This window comes from Rhodococcus sp. DK176 (assembly GCF_038447315.2).
Taxonomy (GTDB): domain Bacteria; phylum Actinomycetota; class Actinomycetes; order Mycobacteriales; family Mycobacteriaceae; genus Rhodococcus_F; species Rhodococcus_F jostii_A.
The window spans coordinates 1-17,184 of sequence record NZ_CP118322.2 but is presented as its reverse complement, the minus strand read 5'-3'; the positions used below and the strand labels follow the sequence as shown (position 1 = coordinate 17,184).

Sequence of the window (17,184 nt, the reverse complement as noted above, 5' to 3'; positions counted from 1 at the left end):
TGCTCCGACGCGATCTCCAGATCCCACCGCGAATCCTCGGAATCCTCCGGCGCCTTCGCGGTCGTCACATTGCAGGGTTGTGGTTTCTTGCGGCCCTTCTCGTCAGTGCGATCGATGGTTTCGCCGCGACCGGGACGACCGTCCACTCACTTCTGGCCGTCCCCGTCGCTGTTGCTCCGATGATTGTTCTCGCGGTCTGGGTAGTCGCGAACAAGAAGTAGGGCTCGTCGGCGCTACTCTGCGGCCTGTGTGCGTTCGTCGTCCCCGAAGAAGTACCCCGTCAGGGCCGCTGTGATCAGATGCGACCGGGACTTCGCGGCAAGATCGATGACAAGTTGATCGATGACGTCAAAGTCGGCCTTGAATAGGCGGTATGTCACCTGCGTCTCGGCATCGTCACGTGACGTTTTGGCGCGAATGCCACGGGGTGCGAACAGTCCTCCCCCGATTCGGCCACCGGGATACAGCAACTCGGGCAGACGGTCGTGTGTGGCCTCGATCGCGACAATGAAGATCTGACCGTTGGTCATTCCTGTCTGCTCGCGAAGCTGCTCGAGTTTCGCGTGGCACTTTGCCGGCACTCGAACGCTGGACGACTTCCCGCCGCTGTCCGGATCCGTCACCACGGGCCCTCGTTCGGGTGGCGCTTCTCGAGACGGCTCGTCAACTCCCGAATCCTCCCCACCCTCAATGAACTGGGATGCGATGTGTTCGACCGATCGAGCAGCCGGTGACCGAAAGGTCGAAGCTAACGGACGGTGTCCCCCGGTGGCTTGAGGTTGACCATGTTCCTGCGTCACGACGATGTACTCCGATGCTGAACAGGGAGCGAGGCGCGCTCGCTCGAACCCAAATGATCTTGATGTGCTTTATACAGCCCGCCCTGGACTACTTCGACCAACAGTGCATACGACCACCAGTGCATGAAGGGCGCACTTTCAACGTTAAACGTGATGTTGTAAGAAGAACATAGACCAACACTGACATACGCCGAAGACAGTAGCGCAACTTCGCGTGAGCGGTATCGACAGATGCTTTGCGATCGACCTCAATAGCGTCCCAGTCGCGTCCCATAACCCTCCCAGTTGTGTTATTCATCGGATTTGCTAGATCTATGAGACGAGTTCCAGTCATGTTGACTTGTACTAATAGTCGATTGTGGGACGCCATTGGGAGGCTGTTTGGACGGTAAAGGGAGAGACACGTAGCACTATTTGCACGTTTTCTAGAGGCTTTGATTGTCATGCTCGATATCTATGTGTTGTGCGCTAGAGCTACGCCTTAGAAACGTTTGGGACGATTGCATAACTATGGATGACACACCTATCGCCCGATGTCATCATGTTCGTATGACGGTGCCAAACGGTGAGGGCCTTGAGCTTGGCCGCCCGTGGATCGAAGATCTGCGCTGGCACCGCGATCAATACAGACAGTCTCGCTTTCAATGGAGTGGCAGTGAGGCGCTCCTCGCGGCTACAGAATTCACCCACGGGCGTCAGGACTTCACCTCACTGATGGATCTGCGCGAGCTGAATCTGGGCCGGCGTGCTGCCACTGAGTACGCCGCAGTCTGCCAACGCGCGTTCGGAGAGGCTGTAAGGCAGGCGCGTCGGTCCATCTGCCCAACTTCCTGGGTCGCTGTCGCCATCGAACTGGACTCGACAGTCGACGACTGTTCGGCCAGCTCTCACTTCGCGACCTGGTCGAGCCCTGCAGATAGGACAAACACCCAGGTGGATCGGGTTCAACGGATTGTCGACGGCCTCTACTTCTCGAACCCTTTGATCCGGGCCTGGGAGCTCAAGCAGCTCTGGGACCTGTACACGGCCGCCGAGAACATTCTCGAGGACACCTTGGTCGATCTCGTTGTCGAGCTCGACGGACATCGTCGAGCTCAGGACATTGCCGATGCGATCGGCGTCTTCACTGTGGCGGGCCTCAGTCATCGGGTAGACCTCCAACGAAGCCAGCGCGGCGTCGTCGGTGATCCCCGCAGAACACCGCATCAGTACAGGTAGAGGCCCTCTTCACGCAGGTGTTCACGCAAAGGATTCCCCATACGTTCACGCGCGTAGACCATCCCGACGGGGCATTTGCCCTGTGCCGCACTCGACGTTCGATCCGCAGAGTTTTCCGCTCGGGTGCCAGTGCGCTCTCACGCACTGTGCCTAGCAGCGAATTACGGCACCCTGTCACGCATCTGATTCGGTGCACCCCCTCGCGCTCGAACCAGCAGCGGCGCACGTAACTGCTCACGTCTTACAACCAGTGGTGTTGCCCGCATTGACGACATGTTCAAGTTCACGCGCACGTACCGGCATTGCCTCCCGTGTCTGATCACTCACTCCAACACGCGTTGTTACCGGCATGGAGTCACGTGCAATCCGTCGCGGTTAATCACGCCCACTTCCACGTAGGTTGTCCCGCTTCGCATCCTGCGTGACATCATGCGTGGCTTCACGCAGCTCTTCACGCAAGTTGTCCCGTTGCTATTCTTGCGGCTTCATACGCGTTATCCACTGCATACCGTCACGTAGTGTCTTCCGCTTGTCTCCAGGCGAATTCACACGCGTGAAGACCCGTGTTTCTATATGCAGTTAGGTCCGCATGTTTTCCCACTTGACTACACGCCTGGCGCTACGCCAGTTCACATGCTTGTTCTCACGCTGATTGCCATGCCTGTTTACGCGCTTGTTTTCACACCGGTAGCCATGCGTGTTAACACACCTACGAGCACGCCAGTCATCACGCTTAACTCCACGCTTGACCACCCGCCTTGCCTCATACGGTTGACCCCGTCGCATCTCACGCGTTTGCTCACGCAGATCTACCTACGGTTCACCCCGCGTGGCATACAGCAAGTTGTCCAGGAATCCTGCTAGCTTCACTGGGAACCACTCGTCACAACCAAAGTCCAATGGGAGAACTGCCATGTCCATGCATGTCGTCGAGACCTCAACTGCGGAGCAGCAGGAACTGCCGGTGTCGTTCGGATTCTTCAACGGCAAGGGGGGAGTGGGAAAGACAAGCTGTGCCGCCAACTGCGGCGGACTCCTTGCCGCCGCCGGATACCGAGTTCTGATCGGTGACTTCGACCCCCAGGGGAACCTGTGCCGCGATCTGGGCTACGACAAGCGAGACGGATCTGAACTGTTCACCGCGCTCCTGCAAGGGTCCGCGCCTCCGATCGTCCACAATGTCGGGGGCCGCGAGAATCTCGATGTGGTGCCGGGTGGTCCCGCGATGTTCGACCTGGCGGCCGTCATGGTTTCCCGGCAGCAGCGTCAGGGTGGTAAGCGGCTCGGACAGCTCGTTCGCGCCATGCTCCTGCAGGTTGCGCACAACTATGACGTGATCATCTTCGACACTCCGCCCGGTGATTTGACCATCATGGAGGCACTGATGGAGGTCGTCCAGGCTGTGGTCATCCCGGTCAGGGCGGACGACGCAAGCCTCGACGGGTTGGAAACTATTGCCGGCCAGTTCTCGGCGACACGGGATGGTGATCCAGACCGTAATCTGCCGGCTGTCAACCCGCGGCTGCAGTTGGCAGGTATTTGCTTGTTCGGTGTGGGCTCGCGTTCAACCAAGCTCACGGCGAAGATCCGTCAATCCGTCAACGAGATGATCGGGGATGCCGCCCCGATCTTCGAATCCCGGATCCGGACGATGGAATCTACTGCCTATGATGCCCGCCGGGAGGGCTTGTTGGTCCATGAGCTGGAACAGCAGACCGAAGTCGCCAAAGTCGCACGTTTCGCCGCTTTGAAGAAGGGCGCCAAACCGACGGATCAGATACTTTCGCGCAATGCGTCCGGGTTGGCCGAGGACTACGCAGAACTGACACGCGAAATCCTCGTGCGCCTGTCGACCATCAGCGAGGAGGTGGCTTCGGCATGACCGAAACCAGCACTCCTCGTCGCAAGAGCCTTGCCAGTGCTTTCGCTCCGAAAGGTAACCGAGCGGAGGGTTTGGCCGGCCTCCTTCCGACTGCTGGCAGCCCCACCCAGCCGCGGCGCTCTACCCCGGTCACCGAGGTAGAACCAGCCGCGGAGGAGTCTCGGCCTGTCGAGAAGGCGCCTGCAGCGCAGGAGCCGCCACAAGCTCAGGCCGAATCACCCGCGCCTACTACTACGGTGCCCGTGCCCGTTCGCTCCGAGCCGGTCAGTAAGCCAGAACCAACCCCACCACCCGCACCCACACCCACCGAGAAGCAGGCTCCCATTTATGAGCCGGCCCCGGACCCGACCCCGGTCACCGACGATGATGTCGAACCTCCGACGGAAATTGGGAAGGTGACCGTGACGGCTTACCTGGATCGCGCCACGCGTGATGCACTGCAAAGCCGCGCGGCCGAGCGTAGATGTGATCACGCTGATGTCGTTATCGAGGCCTTCGATTCTGTGGGGATCGCGGGACTTCGTAGCCTGTTCCAGCCGGTGGCCGGGCGATCCGCAGCCGGGATCCCCGTGCATCAGGAGCCATTTGCGGTCAAGGGTCCCGTTGAGACGTGGTTCCGGTTCACGACGGCTCAGCGGGACTGGCTTGACGCTCAGGTGAAGGTGGTCGGGTCGAAGTCCAGGAGCCGGCTTCTTGCTGGTGTCTTGTCGCTACATCTTCGGACGGTGTCTCGCTAGTGACGATGGGGTAGGGCGACGGGGGAGTAGAACCTCGCCGCCTACCTCTCAGTCGATTCCCGACAGCTCATCGGTGGTGCACGCGAAGGCACTTCGGGTGTCTTTGAACCCACTCCCCACCCCACTCCCCACCCCACTCCCCACCGCCGTGGGGAGTGGGTTTTACCGTTTGATCAGGTATTTCTTCCCACTCCCCCCACTCCCCACCGATTGGCCCCGCAGGTCACACGTAGGGGTAGTTGTTCATCTGAAACCGCGGTCGGGCGAGTTTGGTGAAACAGTCCATGCTCCGCGGCATGATGCGGCGACGAAGATCTTGTTTCCCATCTGTCACACAGCGTTGGGCCGAAGGATCTTCCTCTAACCAGAAGCGGATTTTTGGTGAAGGTGAGGGGATGCACGATGAACGGCGACACACCGACAACACGACCTTCGACGTTTCCGAAGCAGTTTCTGTTTAGGCTCATCGCATGGGACGGCCACACAAGGGAACGCGCAAGTGCATATCAGTTCGTGCACCCCTTCAACAGCACAGCTTCTACGAAGCACGCGCCGAAGAGCTCGGACTTGAGCTCGGCGACTACGCCCTGCTCGTCATGGCCCGTGCGTACAACCTGGATGTCCCCGACTACATCCTTAAGAAGTTGGACCCGGAAAAACTACGGGCCCACGACGAGCGCTATGCGGTCTGCGATTCGTCCGACAACGAACTTTCAATCTCGGCATGACCTGGCCATAAATAGCGAAAGACCCCCACTGCTTGGCGGCCTGCGGGGGTCCTTCGATCCGTTGATTACGAACTGAGTCCTGGAGGGGACCTAGTTCATAAATACGAGTCCTGGAGGGGACCTGTGCCCATACTAACCCGGGCCGCACCGCGCCTGCCAGATCTCCTGGCGCGTGTGTCTGAGGCGGCTTCGTGACTGCTATCACTGCTGGAGCTATTGAGAACGGCCGGATGTCGTCATTCGACCGGGTTCGTGCTGCTGCCGAACGCAATGGCGGGGTGACCGAACGCGGCTCTACCCAACTGATGGCACGGTGCCCGATACATGGCGACCGTCACGCGTCAATGTCAGTGACCTGGGTCGATGGGCATCGGGGAGGAATGGTGCTGCTTCACTGCCACGGCTGTGAAGCTCCCGTCTCGAAGATCGCCGACGGCCTGGGGTTGTCGATGACCGATCTCTTCGACGAACCGCTGTTTGGTCGCGACGCGCTCACACGCGTAGGCCGATCTCCGCACCAACGTGGTGCTGGGCGGCGTAGGCCGAAGGGAGGACGACTGCCCGCCCGAATCGCGTTTCCAGACGTAACACCGGACGCGCAACACCGGTGGGATCGGGTCAAGGTCTACCCGTACGTATCAGCCGACGGTGCCTTGGTGCAGGAAGTGATCCGAGAGGAATGCACGAGCTGTGAAGCTGGCCGGCACAAGCAGTTCCGACAGGTTTTCGTGGATGCCGCAGGGACCCGGCGCAAGCGTAAGCCGGAGGGTTTTGAACCGGTCTTGTATCGACTACCGGAACTGCTGTCGGCAATCTCGAGCCATTCGCCTGTGTGGTTACTCGAGGGGGAGAAGGATGTCGAGACAGCCGAGTCGCTTGGACTGGTTGCCACGACCAATGCTCAAGGCGGACTGAACTTCCCTCTCTCGTGTGCTGACCTTTTCGAAGGCGCTGAGGTTCGCGTAGTGCTTGATCGCGACTCCGTCGGATGGAAGCGGGGTATCGAACTCGCATCTCTATTGGGTGGCAGTGGTGCCCAGGTCCAGCTCTTGCTGTCCGCACCGGCGGCACCTAAATCTGATTTCACTGACCACGTCGATGGCGGCCAATGGTTGACCGACTCGACGTGGGGTGGTCTCATCCCTGTTCGGCCTGGGGAGGTCGCTGCCCACGGCTTTGCTGCCGACGTAATCGAGAAGCAAGCACTAATCGAACTTGCGCTGGCAGAGGCGACCGCCAGAGCTGATCGTGCAGATGGGCGGGACGGAGACGAAGAGTTCCGACGCGCACAACGTTGGGCGCTCGAATCGGAGCGACGTTTCGAAGATCTGACTGAACTTCTGGACAAAGTTCGACAGCAGGCCGCGGCTGAAGGCACCGATTGGGCGGGAGAAGCGGTCGAGAATGCCATGACCGCATGGCGTGCTGCGCGTGTTGCAGCGCGAGCGGCACACGATGTCGCGCGAGTTCCCATTCCGCCGATTCTGCAAGATCCCGAGCTTGAGCCCGTACCGGGTGCGGTTCAGGACTCGCTCAGCCCAGTTGATTCACAGTCGGTCCGGTCTGGCTCGGAAAGCCTCGTTACGCCGCTGAACACGATCCGGGGGCGCAATGTTATCGCTCCGGTGTATCGGATCATTGACGGGAACTTGGTCGAAATCGTCACGACCAAGAGCGGTGATCAACAGGCGAAACTCGTACTGGACCTCGATGCCCGGATCGTTGAGATGGAGTATCTCGAAATTGCCGAAGCGGGTATTGACGTCGACGAGCCGGAGTTGATGGGCCGAGCGGCGATGGCCGGTCAGAGTGAAGTCAACCCCGCCGCACCTCAAGAACTCACCGCAGTGGTTATCGGCTACACCCATCCGGAGAGCCGAGAGTTTCTGCGGATTCGGATCCCGGCGAAGGAGTACCGGGATTGCGGCTGGGTCGATACCTTGCCAGGTCCGCCTGCCTACGACTCTCGCCCCAGCGGAGTGGCGAAGCTGCGAGATGCACTCAAGGGCGCAGGTGGGCGCGAAATCCAACGGGTGGTGCGTTACCGCTCCACCGGGTGGCGCCGCGATGATCAGGGAAAGTGGTTCTTCGTTCATGCTGGGGGAGCCATCGACGAGAACGGCGGACGGGTAGCCCCCGTTCTGCTGACCGGCCCCCTGAAGATGTATGACCTTCCCGCACCGACGCCCGACCCAATAAGGATCCGAGAAGCATTCCTTCTTCATTCCGGCTCGATGCTCGAACGCACCCCGACGCGGGTTTCGGCCGCTCTACTTGGGCAGGTATTCAGGTCCGCATTGGGTCCGAACCCGTGGGTTCTTACGTTGGTCGGATCGCCTAACAGCTACAAGACATCACTCGCGTCATTGGCGATGCACCACTGGGGAGAGAAATGGGATCGCCGGCGACCGGCGACATCGATGTCGGGCAACGGCGACACATTGAATGCATTGCGTATCAAGCTTAACGCCGCAAAAGATGCTCTGTACTGGGCGGACGATGTCGCACCAACCCGAGACTTCGGGACTGCGCAGAAGGCGCTCGAAGAGTTCGCTCGCATGGTGCACAACGGTGAGCAACGCTCGAGAAGCACACGTGATGGTCTCGGTGTTCTGGACGGAACCCCACCCCGCGCGTCTGCTTTGGTCACCTCCGAGATCATGCCGCGGCCAGGATCTGCAGCTCAGCGGATGCTCGTGGTGCCGTTGCAGGCGCGGGAAATCGAACTGAACGTTTTGAAGGAACTCGATACTCCGCATTCCCGTCATGGCCGTGCCTTGTTGATGGCCACGTACCTGCAGTGGTTATGTCCTCGGTTGGACAGTGTCCGCGCTGAGGCGTTTGCCGAAGGTGAGCGGTATAGCGAGCGTTTGCGCACGAGTGGCGAGAGTGTTCGTCAGGCAGACGCTTTGGGGTCTCTGTGGGCGGGCTGGCATGCGATGTCACGTTTCCTTGTTGATGTCGGGGCGTTAACAGAGAACGAAGTCGCGCAGGTCGGGGACCTGGTCACGATGGGCTTGTCTGATGCCGCTGCTGCGGCGACTGACCCAGATCTGCCCATGCGGACCGGTGCGCGAGTACGGGAGTTGTTGGTACACGCACTGAGAAATGGTCACGCCTACGTGGAAGACGTCGACACCGGGCAAGCTCCAGCGGATTGGTCGATGGCTGCATGTCTTGGATGGCGGCGCAGTGTGGTGGGTGAAACATCCGACGGCACCCCTCGATGGCGTGCGGAAGGTCGAGGCGTTCGGTTGGGATATGTCGTCGCCAACCCGCGGCCGTGCGATGGTCAACCACAAGTCTTGTTGGACCCGATGGCCCTCGAACAGGTGTTGAAGGCCACTGGTCAGACGATGACCGATACCTTGCAGATCGATCGTGGTACCGCCTTGAGGGCTCTCTATGACGAGGGCGTGCTGATCGCGGAGGAACGGAAAGGCCGGATGCCGCGGTACACGGTGCAACGGATGGTCAAGTGCGAAAACCGCAGGCAGCGCATGGTTGCACTGCGGCTACACAAGTTACTCGGTAGCGATGATCCGGAAGACCAAGTAACCAGCGATGCAGGATCAAGTGACCCGACACCCGGCGGCGATTCCAGCGACTCTTCCACGCCTGATATACCCGGTGGTCCGGCTCTGTTCGACGGTTGGCTCGCCGATCTGAACAGTCCAGGGCCCGGCGTAGCTTCGGGTGATTCGTCCAACGAAGTCATGAGCCTGACCAGCTCTCATTCCGAACAGGAGCCTGAGATGGCTATCGAGACCGATGCCGAGGGGCATTCCGCTGATGGAGTGCAGATTTCACCGGTTTCCACCTGCGCCCTGTGCGGCGGCGAGGACGCCGGATGGCAGATCGACGGCTTGGTGATGCACCTTCCCTGCTGGTGGCAGAGCACCGCCGCCACCCGATCTGCAGCTGCAGCAACCGGCGACACAGTCGGACAGCCTTCGCCAATGGTTGTGGACGAGCTGGAGTCGGCTCCCGTCGAAACGACGTCTCCTGACACTGCTGCAGCAACGCCGGCCATCGTCGCGACAGCGGAGACCACGCAGCAGCCGACCACGACGACCCCGGCGCCGAATCCTGCAGCAGGAGAAGCACCGACCACCTTCACCGCACCCGCGGCAGTACTCGACGTCGATGGCGCATGGCTTCCCGATGGCACCCGTCACGACCTTGCCGCGCCGATCACCCATGTCGGCGATGTCGCGGAGCTCGTAGCGACGTTGAACCTCGGCACGTGGACGTCAGACAAATGGTCGGTGCCTGGGCAGATCTGGATCACCGACGCGATGGCGCAGCACGTGGGAATCGACACCAGCAGTTTGGGCAAGCGCAATCGAAACGACCGGATCAAGGAACTGACCGCACAATCTCCGTTCGTCACAGAGGCTCTCTCCGAGGGCTGGCAGCTCGGCGGCAAGGAGGGGGACCGGCTCGGCACTTGGACCCGCGTGTGGAAGGGCGAGACGCGTGGTGTCTGGGTGGCACTAGTCTCCGGCATGAGCCAAGACCCCAAGGAGATGCCCATTCTTGGCGACTCGCCGGCACCCGCCACTCTGGCGCGGCGCCTGTCACTGCTTGCAGGTGCTCTGCGGTTCCCCTGGGCTGTGAGCCCGGCATCGACGGGCATCGACCTGATGATCGCCGCCCGGCCGAAGGAGTGGAAGCGCGTATTCGCATCGTCGGACGCGGAGTTCGCGAAGAAGTTCCAGATCTTCGAAGCGGATATCAACTGGTCACGGACCTTGACTGACGAGGAAGCGAAGTGCCGTTACGTCCATGCCTTCGACCGTGGCGGTTCGTACGCGGCAGGAATCGCCGGTCTCGAACTTCCGATCGGCGAACCTGTGCATCATTCGAACGGACTGCCGTTCGATCGCAAGCTCCCCGGGTACTGGCTCGTGGAGATTCCCGAGTGCGCGGACTGGCGGCTTCCGAATCCTCTCAACCCGATGGGTTTGTCGATTTCTGAGCCGAAGTGGGTGACTACACCCACCCTCGAACGTGCCAGCAGTCTCGGGTACGAACCAGAGATTCTGGAGGCCTACGTGTGGCCTGATCACGGACGGGTCCTCGTCCCGTGGTACGAACGGATCCGGGATGCGCGCACCGCTTTGGATGTCAAGGACGATCTCGACGCGCAGTTGGCTCGCGAACAGAACAAAGTCATCTATACGCACACCATCGGCATTCTCAATTCCGATTTGCACTTGGCAGGACGGCCAGGATATTCACCGGAGCGTCACCACCACATCGTCGCCAAGTCGCGGGCCAACATCATGTACCGAATTGCTCAGATCGGCGAAGACACCGGACAATGGCCCGTCGCAGTCACCAAGGACACCGTGCTCTACGTGTCGGATGAATCCGATCCCCAGCTGGCGTGGCCTGGAGGACCGAAGCAATTCGGACGTGGTTTCGGCCAGTATAAGCCGGAAGGATCCGCACTCCTCGCTGAACATCAGCAGTACCTGGACGGCAAGGGCTACCGGGGCAAGTCGGATCTGATCGCACCGGCTGAGTCGATGTCCGCCGATATCAGCGAGGGAAGTGATTCGTGATGGCACGGAAGCCCCTCAGCCGCACTGCCTATTCGCGGATCGCCGACAGTCTGGCGGACTACGGCTCTGTGGTGGACAACCAGATCAATGTCGTAAGAGCCGCCAAGGAACTTCGTGTTGCCCAGACAGTGGTGCGTGAAGTGCTGCGCGCTGAGCGCGGAAAGATGCAATCAGAATTCTTCGGCAAGCTGACTGGACGCCGAGGCGCCGACACTTCCGGTCGACCTGGATCCGCCAACCTCAAGGCTCAGCTACTTGCCGCTTACGGGCCCGGCAAACGGAGCGAGATCAACACTGCCGCCGCAGCACGCGATCTTGGGGTCTCTCGACGCACCGTGGAACGCTGGCTGGCCCCGGAAGGTCGGCAGCGAATCGCTAAACCACGAGCAGAGACCCTCAAAGCCCTAGCCCACAAGGCCAAACGCGCGGCATCTACGCAGAGCGCACGTCGCGCGGCGATGTCGACTATGCGAAGCAGCAAGCAAGGTAAGGCGCTGGCCAAATACGGCGGCAAGATCAGAATCGATGCTGTTCAGGGTCCGGGACCGCGCGAGTATGCCCGCGATCGGCTGATCACCTTGGCGCTGACGCCCGACCAGGTCGAGGCGATGTGGAGTGCGTATGAACGCGGTGGCGACAAGGGAATGACCGACTGGATGAACACGCGAGCGCAGGACTACGTCGGTGGGTGGGAGTTCTTTCAAATTAACAGCTTCGACGTGGAACGGTAGTTGTGGTCGACCATCGAGGGCCTCGCTGGACACGCAAACGTCTCGAGGCGATGCTCCGGACCTGTTACGGCGAAACTGCGCGTGGAAGTGTTGACGTGCAGGCGGTCGCGGACGCTATGCATGTCTCGTCGCGCACGGTTAGGCGATGGTTGGCCGGCTCCAACCGACAGTTGGCGGCCGTCCCACATCGTCGACTCGAGCAGCTGCGTCTGCCGGCCGCCGAGTCTGAGTTGCGGGGCCGGCAGCAGGCCGACTACGCCCGCGAGGCGATCGCCCAGATCGCTCTCCCGAAGGACAAAGGAATTTTGCCTGTTTGGCGTGAGCGGGGTTGGCTCGAGCCACACGTCGTGGCGATTCTTGACATCACTGGCAAGCCCTGGAAGCAGATTGTGATCAGCAACGGTTCGGGCCGCTCGATGAACGAGTGCCGGCGCCGGGGCTCCATTGTCGATGTCACGACGGTGCCGACGCGTTTCCATGGTGTCGTGCTTGCTCAGGAAGTGCTCGATGAGATCGAGCCGTGGAGGTTGCACCCGCTACCGGAGTTGCTTCCTGTTGGTCGTACGCATGTGTGGTCGAACGACGCGCCGGCAGTCGATCTGTCGGTGTTAGCTGTGTCGAAGGAGTTGAGATGACAAACGAGAAGGGTATGAACATGGACAACGAAGCCAGCTCTGTCGAGAAACGAGCCAAGGCGCTGCTTTCGGAGATCGTGCTCGATGACAACGCTGAGGGGGCGCACCGTCGTAAGGTCGATCTTTCGTGGTCATCGTCGGGCCGCTCACTGCCGTGATCGATTCGGTGGGGCCGCGCCCATGGTTGCGCGTAAAAGATCCGCAGCCGTTGCCCGAGGCATCGAAGCCAGCACTCTTGGCGCGTCAGCTGCGTGAGCTGGACGAGAACAGCCTCGGCCGGCTGATACGCGATCACCTTGTGCCGCTCAGTTCGGACCGCAGTTACCGCACGCGGTGGAACGGATTCTGGTCATCTCTCGGGTTCGACCCGGTGCTGCGTGACCGCGCGACGGGGATTATCAATGAATTTCTCGATCTTGCTGAGGGAGCGCTCGAAGCCAACGATCAGGATGACAATCAGACTAAGCGCACTGAGAAGTTCTTCGACCGGTGTGAGGGTGCGCTCGATCGGATCCTGAAGCGCGAGGACGAGCCACTCGCCTGGGCGGGTGCGGCAGCCATGACGTTCAATCCGCCGGCTCGGGCAGTGATTGACCAGCTCGTGTCTGCCATCGAGAAGCACCGAAGCGATCTGGACAACGAAGCGCTGTGGGCGACACTCGACAGCGTCCGGAAGCAGTCCCTGGGCGGATCTGGACCGCGGAAACGCCGATCTCAACGCTGAGGATAGTCAGTCGGTTACAACGTCAGTCAGTCGCTAGACACAAACGTCCCCGGCACCGGGTGTGCCGGGGACGTTTTCACTGTTCAAGGACTGTTTTTGACGGTGCGTAGGGGTAGATTCGGTGTTGTCCTGTTGAAGGGCGGACTGACCATCTGCCCCCTTGTTTTGGGAGTTGTTCTGGCATGGTGACGATTTCACATAGTGCGGCCGAAGGGACCTTGATAGAGGGGACGTCGCGCGGCGATGGTACGAACGAGGCGTTGAAAGCACTGGGGTGGCGGTGGTTTCGTTCGCTCGGGACCTGGGGTATCCGCGGGAGCCGGGATCGGGCGCCGATGTTGCACTTGATCGAGAGCACTGCGGCGGCGTTGCGCGCTGCTGGGTTCGAGGTACAGATTGAGATCGATGCCACCGCGCGGCCAACTGCCGAGGTCGAGGCCGATCGGATTGAGCGTCAGGCCGGCCGCGTCGCTGCACTCGAAGACAAGGCACAGCGACGAGCCGATCAGGCCGACCAAGCATGGGAGGCTGACCGGCGCGCACACGATGCGCTTCCGGAGGGTGGCGAGCCGATTCACGTGGGGCACCATTCGGAGAGGCGACACCGGAGGGCTATCGAGACCGCGCATCGCACGCTCGAGCAGGCCGTGGCTGCCGAGGAGGATGCGAAGGCGGCTCGGCGGCGGGCTGAGTCGGCGGCGGTGACGACGTCGGCTCGGTACAACCCGGAGACGGTCAAGAATCGTATCGACGCGCTGCAGGCGAGCCAGCGTGCAGATCAGCGGCTTTGGGACGGGCACGAACGGACATTGTTCGTCGTGCGGGGAGTCAAGCAGGTCGAGAAGACTGCGCCGGTCGAGGGTGCTTACCGGGAATCGGTTATTGCTCGGATGGAGGAACGCGCAGATCAGATCTCGTATTGGGAGGGAGTTCGCGCGGAGCAGATCGCATCGGGGCAAGCAACGAACTACGGGCCCGATGACATCGCGAAGGGTGATCAGGTTCAGCGTCGCGGCCAGTGGTACAGGGTCGTTCGTGCGAACAGGAAGACCGTGAGCATCCCCTCGATCGTGGGTGGGGGCTGGACGGACAAGGTTGCGTATCACGAGCTCAGCGGCCATATCCGCGCCGAGGCTCAGAAAGAGCCGGCGGAGACCTTTGTCGACGTGGAGGACGCCCGGTCATGAATCAGTTCCGATCCGAGATCCACAGTGGCGAGTTTCGGTGCTCACGGCACTACCCGGTTTCGCGACGGGTGGAAGATGCCGCAGCACAGGCCTTTATGGAGTGCATGCCTGGGTCGGAGTGGCCTCCGGTGAACACTCAGTTCGCCGATGTCTTCCGTCTGGCGGCCTGGCGCCTTCTGGTGCCGATCGAGACGGTCGCGGCGCTGGACTGCTCGACGCTGACCGGGCGGGACTGGTCAGCGCTGGCGCCGGACGCGCAATCGGAGTGGATCAATCGGACGCGCGCGAGCACTGCTCGGCTCACGCGCATGCCGCACTGGAAAAAGCTCAGCTGCACAGCCTGATTGAGCGTGACTCGATGGTGTCCAGCCTGTAGCCGCGGCCGGCCGCTGGGCGCCGCCGAGTCAGTATCTGCCGGCGTCCCCGGCACCGGGTGCCGGGGACGTTTTCGCTGTTCCGGGGGTGTTTTTGCCGGTGGGTTCGGCTAGTTTTCGATGTGCAGTAAGTCCAAATTTCAGCGGGTGAGTCTGACCAGCTCACCCACCGACCCAAAGGGGTTTGTGTGATGGAACCGATTCGTATCAGTTCGGCAGTGGATGCGGCCGCGTTGGCGGTGAGTTTGGCGGGGCATTTGCCTACGTCGGAGGTTGTGGTGGCTCCGCTCGATGAGAAGGCGTTCGGGACGGTGTTGCTTGCCCAGCTTCCCGAGGTTGTTTCGGAGGCCGATCGTGAGGAGTGGGTCGAGGTCGCACGCGAGCGTGTCGGTGACATCGAGGCGCTTCTGGTGGTGGTGTTCGGCTCACCGGCCCACGCCGAGCTGGTGGTGCAGGCGCTGCGCGAGGCTGCGCCCGATCGGACGTTTCACACGTCTTCGCCTACTTCCAGGGCCAGGCTCGGCGGTTTCATCCGCTGCCGGGGGAGTGGGAATCCGGCGACCTGGCGTCGCATCCGGTCGTGACGCTTGCCTTGACGGAGGGCAAGGTACGGCTGCAGACGCGTGGGGAGATCCGTGCAGGGTTTGCACCGGCTCAGCTCGGCGAGGAGCAAGCACAGGCGGTCACCGAGGCCGGCACAGCGGAAGTGACCCGACTGGGCCGCGAGGACGCGTTCAGGGCGGAGGAGCTCTCCCTTGATGTCATCGCCCGGTATCTCGAGGAGTACGAGACTCGTGGGGTGTGCGTCAGCGATGAGCACGCGGCGCGGTTGGTGGCGGCGGCCTGGCATACGCCGGTGCGGGATGCGCTGCTGTCGGGCATCACTGTCGAGCATGGCCGGGCGCTGGGCGAGATGTGGCGGCAGGTTGCGGCCGTGACGATGCGGTATCCGGCGGCTGCCCCGCTGATCTTGGCCGGGGCCAGCTTCTGGGTCGGTCGGGACGCGGTAGCGGCCAGGGAGGCGATCTCTGCCGGACTCGAGGCGTTCCCGGATCACCCCTTCGGTCAGGTGATGGAGCAGATGCTCGACGCCGGATTGAACCCGTCGATGTGGGACCAGTTGTGCGCGGCCGTACGTGTGGCCAAGGGTGCAGCCGACCAGTAGTCCAGTGCTGTTGTGAGCGGTGGCCGGCGCCCGACCGGCGACCGCTCACAGCTGTGTGCGCCTATGTCCCCGGCACCGGGTGTGCCGGGGACATAGGCGCAGTTCAATGCGGGTTTTTGTCGGATGCTTCGGCTAGGTTCTGAGGTGTTCGTAAGTCCAATCCACGGGTGAGTCTGACCAGCTCACCCACCCGACCCAAAGGGGTTTGCTGTGAGTGTTTTTCGTATGTCTTCGCCGTCCGATGTTGTTGCCGGTGCGGTCGCGTTGGGCGGTCATCTTCCGGTCGACGAGGTGGCGGTGATGAGCCTTGACCGCCACCCGGCGGCGGTGATGCTGGTCCAGTTGGGTGACGATGCGGAGCGGGAGTCGGGGCGCATCTTGGACGCCCTCGAGAGCGCCGCACCGTTGGAGGAGAGCCAGTCGATGCTGGCGGTGGTGTTCGGCCCGGCCGAGCGGGGTGATGTGGTGGGCGCGATCCTCGAGCGGCTTCGCCCCGATGCGGTGACCCCGGTGTTCGTGTTCACCGATGGTCTGGTGCGTCAGTGGCACGGGGCCGGGTCCTTGATCGGGCAGCCGGGCATGCCGGTCGATCTGGCGGCGCACCCGATCATCGCCGAGGCACTAGTGGTCGGCTCCACCACCCTCATGACCCGCGCCGAGATGCGAGCGAGTTTCGCACCGGCCCAGCATGGTCCAGACCGCGCCGCTATGGTGGCCGCTGGTTTTGGGCGCGAGCGCGTGATTCTGGCCGCTAGGGACCCGCAGAACGCCGCCGACCGTGCCTACGATTTCGCGTTGGCACCGTACGTGGGGGGAACCGCTGGAGCGGGGGAGCGGGGCATCAGCGTCACGGACGAGCACGCCGCGATCATCGCGGCCGCGATGCACGATGTGCCGGTGCGCGATCTGCTGTTCGCCCGGGTCGACGCACACAATGCCGATGCCGCCGCCGAGGTAATGCGCCAGGTCGGGGCCGTACTGCCCCATGATCTCGCCGGTGCGGTGATCATTCTTGCCGGAGTGTTTCATTGGGTGAGCCGTCACGCCGCGCTGGCACGTGAGGCGGTGAACGTGGGCCGTGCGCTCGATCCTGCGCACTCCTTCGGGAAGCTGTTCGAGCAGTTTCTCAACTACGGGATGAACCCGGCACTGTGGGAGCAGCTGCGTGCGGCGGCGGTGCGCGCCCATCAGGACCAGTAGGTAACGAAACAGCGGTGCGGTGATCGAACGGGACGGTTCCGCACCGCTGGATTCGGCCAATTCCGTTGGTAATGAACACTTCCGAAGTGATCATTTTGCTTTTTCCGGATTCCGTTATGCAGCAAGCTAACCCGTGACCCTGCGCGCAGCGCGTTGGGTGAATTCCGTTATTGGGCGGCTTGCCGCCCAGTCGGTTCAGGCCCCGGGCGCAGCCCGGGGTACCCTCCCCGACG

General features: G+C 61.8%; 14 protein-coding genes. 13 read left to right on the top strand and 1 reads right to left on the bottom strand.

Annotated elements, in window-relative coordinates; genetic code table 11:
* Positions 1 to 233 precede the first annotated feature (233 nt).
* Entirely contained in the window at positions 234 to 530 is a 297-nt protein-coding gene (locus PSR88_RS36940; RefSeq protein ID WP_235214912.1) for a hypothetical protein, read from the bottom strand.
* An 819-nt stretch (positions 531 to 1,349) separates the two neighbouring features.
* Here PSR88_RS36940 and PSR88_RS36935 point away from each other — a divergent pair.
* The 13 genes from PSR88_RS36935 (at position 1,350) to PSR88_RS36875 (ending at position 16,951) form a co-directional block, all read left to right on the top strand.
* Positions 1,350 to 2,018 carry a hypothetical protein gene (locus PSR88_RS36935; protein ID WP_011599882.1) on the top strand — a complete coding sequence of 223 codons (669 nt, stop codon included), beginning with the start codon at positions 1,350 to 1,352 and terminating at the stop codon, positions 2,016 to 2,018.
* Between the two features lie 913 nt (positions 2,019 to 2,931).
* Positions 2,932 to 3,900 (top strand): ParA family protein, encoded by a 969-nt coding sequence (locus PSR88_RS36930; protein WP_005574273.1) that lies wholly within the window; start codon positions 2,932 to 2,934, stop codon positions 3,898 to 3,900.
* 1,207 nt (positions 3,901 to 5,107) lie between these two features.
* Positions 5,108 to 5,365 carry a hypothetical protein gene (locus tag PSR88_RS36925; RefSeq protein WP_011599879.1) on the top strand — a complete coding sequence of 86 codons (258 nt, stop codon included), beginning with the start codon at positions 5,108 to 5,110 and terminating at the stop codon, positions 5,363 to 5,365.
* A gap of 191 nt (positions 5,366 to 5,556) precedes the next feature.
* A complete protein-coding gene (locus tag PSR88_RS36920; RefSeq protein WP_011599878.1) occupies positions 5,557 to 10,935 on the top strand; it encodes a telomere-binding protein in 5,379 nt (1,792 codons plus the stop codon).
* Positions 10,935 to 11,666, top strand: a complete 732-nt coding sequence (locus tag PSR88_RS36915) for a hypothetical protein (protein ID WP_011599877.1) — start codon at positions 10,935 to 10,937, stop codon at positions 11,664 to 11,666. Before PSR88_RS36920 ends, PSR88_RS36915 begins: the two co-directional genes overlap by 1 nt.
* A 149-nt stretch (positions 11,667 to 11,815) precedes the next feature.
* Complete coding sequence (locus PSR88_RS36910; protein WP_337464503.1) at positions 11,816 to 12,301, top strand: hypothetical protein; 486 nt, start codon at positions 11,816 to 11,818, stop codon at positions 12,299 to 12,301.
* Entirely contained in the window at positions 12,298 to 12,459 is a 162-nt protein-coding gene (locus PSR88_RS36905; protein ID WP_157180065.1) for a hypothetical protein, read from the top strand. Before PSR88_RS36910 ends, PSR88_RS36905 begins: the two co-directional genes overlap by 4 nt.
* Positions 12,429 to 13,025, top strand: a complete 597-nt coding sequence (locus PSR88_RS36900; protein WP_011599875.1) for a hypothetical protein — start codon at positions 12,429 to 12,431, stop codon at positions 13,023 to 13,025. Before PSR88_RS36905 ends, PSR88_RS36900 begins: the two co-directional genes overlap by 31 nt.
* A gap of 182 nt (positions 13,026 to 13,207) precedes the next feature.
* Complete coding sequence (locus tag PSR88_RS36895; RefSeq protein WP_011599874.1) at positions 13,208 to 14,212, top strand: DUF3560 domain-containing protein; 1,005 nt, start codon at positions 13,208 to 13,210, stop codon at positions 14,210 to 14,212.
* A 128-nt stretch (positions 14,213 to 14,340) separates the two neighbouring features.
* Positions 14,341 to 14,556 (top strand): hypothetical protein, encoded by a 216-nt coding sequence (locus PSR88_RS36890; protein WP_016880451.1) that lies wholly within the window; start codon positions 14,341 to 14,343, stop codon positions 14,554 to 14,556.
* Between the two features lie 221 nt (positions 14,557 to 14,777).
* Entirely contained in the window at positions 14,778 to 15,170 is a 393-nt protein-coding gene (locus PSR88_RS36885; RefSeq protein WP_167541013.1) for a hypothetical protein, read from the top strand.
* Positions 15,167 to 15,751 (top strand): DUF4192 family protein, encoded by a 585-nt coding sequence (locus PSR88_RS36880; RefSeq protein WP_011599871.1) that lies wholly within the window; start codon positions 15,167 to 15,169, stop codon positions 15,749 to 15,751. The genes PSR88_RS36885 and PSR88_RS36880 overlap by 4 nt, the downstream gene beginning before the upstream one ends.
* Before the next feature lie 225 nt (positions 15,752 to 15,976).
* The gene (locus PSR88_RS36875) at positions 15,977 to 16,951 is read left to right on the top strand and encodes a DUF4192 family protein (protein ID WP_011599870.1); all 975 of its coding nucleotides are present in this window, start codon (positions 15,977 to 15,979) and stop codon (positions 16,949 to 16,951) included.
* Positions 16,952 to 17,184 lie beyond the last annotated feature (233 nt).